The organism is Hyphomonas sp. UBA3601 (assembly GCF_002375605.1).
In the GTDB taxonomy this organism is placed as follows: domain Bacteria; phylum Pseudomonadota; class Alphaproteobacteria; order Caulobacterales; family Hyphomonadaceae; genus Hyphomonas.
The window spans coordinates 57,482-61,701 of record NZ_DFME01000023.1 but is presented as its reverse complement, the minus strand read 5'-3'; the positions used below and the strand labels follow the sequence as shown (position 1 = coordinate 61,701).

At 61.4% G+C, this 4,220-nt stretch carries 5 protein-coding genes and 1 pseudogene; 5 read left to right on the top strand and 1 reads right to left on the bottom strand.

What is annotated here, in order from left to right; genetic code table 11:
- Positions 1-320 (bottom strand): murein L,D-transpeptidase catalytic domain-containing protein (locus tag B4F73_RS02250; RefSeq protein WP_290482414.1); only part of this gene is annotated, 320 nt, incomplete at its 3' end.
- On the opposite strand from B4F73_RS02250, the gene B4F73_RS02245 reads away from it, so the two are divergent.
- The 5 genes and pseudogenes from B4F73_RS02245 to B4F73_RS02225 all read left to right on the top strand — a co-directional run.
- Positions 319-576 carry a hypothetical protein gene (locus B4F73_RS02245; protein WP_290482413.1) on the top strand — a complete coding sequence of 86 codons (258 nt, stop codon included), beginning with the start codon at positions 319-321 and terminating at the stop codon, positions 574-576. The two genes, B4F73_RS02250 and B4F73_RS02245, sit on opposite strands and share 2 nt — an antisense overlap.
- A gap of 48 nt (positions 577-624) precedes the next feature.
- Positions 625-1,713 carry a phosphotransferase family protein gene (locus tag B4F73_RS02240; protein WP_290482412.1) on the top strand — a complete coding sequence of 363 codons (1,089 nt, stop codon included), beginning with the start codon at positions 625-627 and terminating at the stop codon, positions 1,711-1,713.
- On the top strand, positions 1,710-2,966 hold the full coding sequence (locus B4F73_RS02235) for an MFS transporter (protein ID WP_290482411.1): 1,257 nt from the start codon (positions 1,710-1,712) through the stop codon (positions 2,964-2,966). The genes B4F73_RS02240 and B4F73_RS02235 overlap by 4 nt, the downstream gene beginning before the upstream one ends.
- Positions 2,959-3,744, top strand: coding sequence for an acyl-CoA thioesterase (locus B4F73_RS02230; protein ID WP_290482410.1), 786 nt, complete (start codon positions 2,959-2,961; stop codon positions 3,742-3,744). Before B4F73_RS02235 ends, B4F73_RS02230 begins: the two co-directional genes overlap by 8 nt.
- A gap of 48 nt (positions 3,745-3,792) precedes the next feature.
- Positions 3,793-4,220, top strand: a pseudogene (locus B4F73_RS02225) (hypothetical protein); the annotation flags it as partial.

Sequence of the window (4,220 nt, the reverse complement as noted above, 5' to 3'; positions counted from 1 at the left end):
CTCGCCGAGGAGCCGGGCACATCGGAGAAGGCATCGAGGAAGCCGTCATGATCCTTGTCCGAGCCCCGGCCGTGCGTGGTCCGGTAGGCGGAGACGAGGCCGGTATCGAGATCGACAATGAAGAGCCGTTCCTTGGCGGAATGGAGGCTGTAATCGACCACGACCAGCTGGCGCGAATGGGTGAGATCGGCATGCCGGCTCATCGCCTTGACGGCCTTGCCGAGCAATTCGGGCCGGATCAGGCGGTCCGGGTCAATCTCGGCCGCGCGGGCCTGGAAGGGCAGGAAACAGAGGCAGAGCAGGATCAGGAAGCGGGACATGGACAATCGGGCTTTCGAGCGTGTGAACAAGATGGCTTTGAGCCGGGCGGTCGGACGGATGAAGGGTACGCTTGAGATGCTGGAAGACAAGGGCGATTTCGCGGACAAGGATGACGACCAGAATTGCCGCCAGGGTGAGCATGGCCAAACTGAGCAAAGCGAGGGCCGTGGCAAGGGTCTCCAATTTTCGCACAGTGCGAACCTTTCGTGTGAGCTGGCCAATGCGGACGTCGCGGAAGGCCTTGGCGTCGCGTAAGCCGTGAGTATGGTGTGACAGCAAAACTTGTAGAAAAGAGGGCAGAAAATGGCCGAGGGAGAAACCGCTGCAGAATTGTTCACGGGCACCAAGCCTGTGGTCGAGTCGCACAAATTCGATGAGGCGAAGCTCGCCGCGTGGATGGAGGCCAATGTCGAGGGTTATCAGGGCCCTCTGGAAGTGCGCCAGTTCAAGGGCGGACAGTCCAACCCGACCTACCAGTTGGTCACGCCCAACAAGAAATATGTCATGCGCCGCAAGCCGCCGGGCAAGCTGTTGCCGAGTGCGCACGCCGTGGACCGTGAATTCCGCGTGATTTCCGCGCTTTACCCGCTGGGATATCCCGTCGCCCGGCCTTATGGCCTGTGCACCGATGAGAGCGTCGTGGGCACGATGTTTTACGTCATGGACATGGTCGAGGGCCGCATTCTGTGGGATGGCACGCTGCCGGAATATGAGCCTGCTGAACGTCGCGCCATCTATGAGGCAAAGGTGAAGACGTTTGCCGATCTCCACAATGTCGACTGGCGCGCCGCAGGCCTGGAAGGCTTTGGCAAGGAGGGCGACTATGTGGCCCGCCAGATCCATCGCTGGACGAAACAGTACAAGGCATCCGAAACCCAGCATATCCCGGAAATGGAACAACTGATCGAATGGCTGCCCAAGAATATTCCACCGGGCGACAAGACCACGATCGTGCATGGCGACTACCGTCTCGACAATATGGTGCTGCATCCGACCGAGCCAAAAGTGATCGCGGTGCTGGATTGGGAGCTTTGCACGCTGGGCGACCCGCTCGCGGACTTCTCCTATCACCTCATGAACTGGGTGATGCCACCGGGGGATTCCTCGCGCGGATCGATCATGGCGATTGATGACCTCGAGGCCTGGGGCATTCCGAGCATGGACGAATATGTCGACATGTATTGCAAGCATACGGGCCGCAATGGCCTGCCGGAGCTCGACTATTACTTCGCCTATAATGGCTTCCGGCTTGCGGGAATCCTGCAGGGCATCATTGGGCGCGTCCGCGATGGCACGGCCAACAGTGCCAATGCCGAGTCGAACGCCGCGCGGGTGGTGCCGCTGGCGCAGTTTGCGGCCGAGTATGCGCGCCGGGCCGGGATGCCGGGGTGAGTTCCGTCCCGCCCGGCCTGCCGGGCAGCGGGTCTGATTACCGGTATCTGAGCCGACGTGACATCTGGCTGTTGACGCTGGCCTGCGCGGTGGTGACGGCCAACGCCTATTACATCCATCCGATCATCGCTCTGGTGGCGGACGATTTTGGCGCGTCGCCGTCGGAAATTGGGTTGGTGCCTGCGTTCAACCAGATTGCGCTGGCGCTCGGCATTTTCCTGTTGCTGCCGCTGGGGGACCGGTTCAGCAACAAGCGGCTGGCGACCGTGTTTGCCGCAGGCCAGTTCGCGGGCATGCTGGCCATGGCATTCGCGACCGATTTCCGGCTGTTCATTGCAGGTTCGACATTTCTCGGATTTTCAACGATCACGCCCTATTTGCTGCCGGCCTATGCGTCGAAGCGCGTGCCGCCCGAACGGCTGGGACAGACCATGGCGATGCTGACCACGGGCGTCATCTCCGGCATTCTCGTTGCGCGCGTGGGCGGCGGCTGGCTGGGTGAGCATTATGGCTGGCGGTCGGTATACTATGTTGCTGCAGCATTGATGGGCGGGGTGACGCTGTTGCTGCCGCAGATCATGGATGAGCGACAGGGGCGCGGCGATGCGCAGGAAAAGCAAAGCTATGTCGGACTTGTCATGTCTGTGTTCCCGGTTGTGCGGCGACACCCGGAAGTTCTGCTGTCTGGTGCGATGCAGGGGCTCGGCTTCGGTGTCTTCCTGGCGGTGTGGCTCGGGCTCGGCCTCTACCTGACCAGTCCTGAAATGGGCTATGGTGCTGATACGGTCGGCTATCTGGCGGCGCTTGCCCTGATCAATGTGTTCACCACGCCGTTCTTCGGTGGTTGGGCCGACCGGATCGGGCCCCGACGGCTGAGAGCATTCGTAGCGCTGGTGCAGTTTTCCGGCGTCTGCCTGCTCGGCGTGTTCGGCCACAGCCTGTGGATGTTGCTGGTGCCATTGATGCTGATGAATGTGGTCGGGCCACTGATTGATGTGACCGGGCGGATGACGTTCCTGAATCAGCCGCCGGAAGTGCGCACCCGTCTGATGACAGCATATATTGTGCTGATGTTCATCGGAGGCGGGCTGGGCAGCTGGGCGGGCACATCTGTTTATGAAATCTGGGGTTGGCCGGGCACGGCGATGATGGCGCTTTGCTTGTCAGCTACCTTGTTGGTGTTGGCATTGATCGCTGTGCGGCTGGATCCAAAACGGTCGAAAACACATGCTGAGGAGGACGCAGATGGCTGACAGTGAGGGCCCACGCCCGACCTTCTGGATACCAACCCAATCGACAGAGGACCCCAACCGGTTTGAATTCGTCGCGCGCCAGAGCGCCTGTGCGGGACCGCCAGACCGGCAATTCCTGATGGGCGGCGTGTCCATGGCCGCAGGCGTGCATGCATTGGAGACTGCGATCGGGCGCCCTCTGCTATGGGCAACGGCACAGTTTGCGGGCGGCGCGACGCTGAACTCGCGCATCGACATCACGGTGCGCAAGCTGGCCGAGGGAAGGACCGTTGTGCAAGCGGTTGCCGATTTGACGGAAAACGGTCGCTCAGTCTTGCACGTTTCAGCCGCCTTGGGCGGATGGGATGACAGCGAGGGGCGGCAGTTTTTGAACATGCCCCCTGTGCCGCCGCCAGCGGAATGTGCGGAAAGTCACGAGATTCCCTTCTCGCGCGACGACAATCTCGCCGGGCGGATCGAGCGCCGGTCTGCGCATCAGGATGATGCGACAGCGGAGGAAATGGTCTGGGTGCGGGTGAAGGATACCGGACCCGCGGATGCCGCGCGACTGTCGCTGATCTCAGACTTTTTCCTTGGCGCACATACCCGCACGCGAGGCGGGCGAAGCCTCGACAACACAGTGCGCATCCACGCGCTTCCGAAGACAGACTGGGTGCTGAATGTGACGCGCATGTCGGGCTTTGCTGCCGGCGTCGCTCATGGCGTGCTGTACCAGTTCGGAGAAGACGGCACCTTGCTGACAACGGCCAGCCAGACAGGCCTGTTGCCGCCGCGATAAACCTTGCCGGAACACCCCAGATAGAAGACGATGAAGGACGGAGGAAACATGACAGAGACAATCAAGGGGCCACTGCGCGCGCCCGCTCAGATGCTGCAAGAGCAATCTTATGATGGGCACAAGAGCCTTCATGATGACAGCGAAGCGGAGCGACTCGGCATCAAGGCCGGGCCGATTGAAGGGCCGACGCATTTCTCGCAATTCGTGCCATACCTTGCCGAAATCTGGGGCGACGCCTGGTTCGAGCGCGGCTGTTTCTCCAGTCATTTCCTGAACATGGTGTTCGAGGGTGAGAAGGTGCGTGTCGAAGTCGATCGCCCAGCGCCGGGGGCGACGCGGACAAAGTGCCGGGCGTTCAAGGAGGATGGTACGCCGGTACTGGAGGCCAGCGCGTCGATTGGGCCGGATCATGGTGAGACATTGCTCGAAGCGCGCATGGCAAAGCTGCGCCCGGCGGGAGACCTCGTGATCCTCGC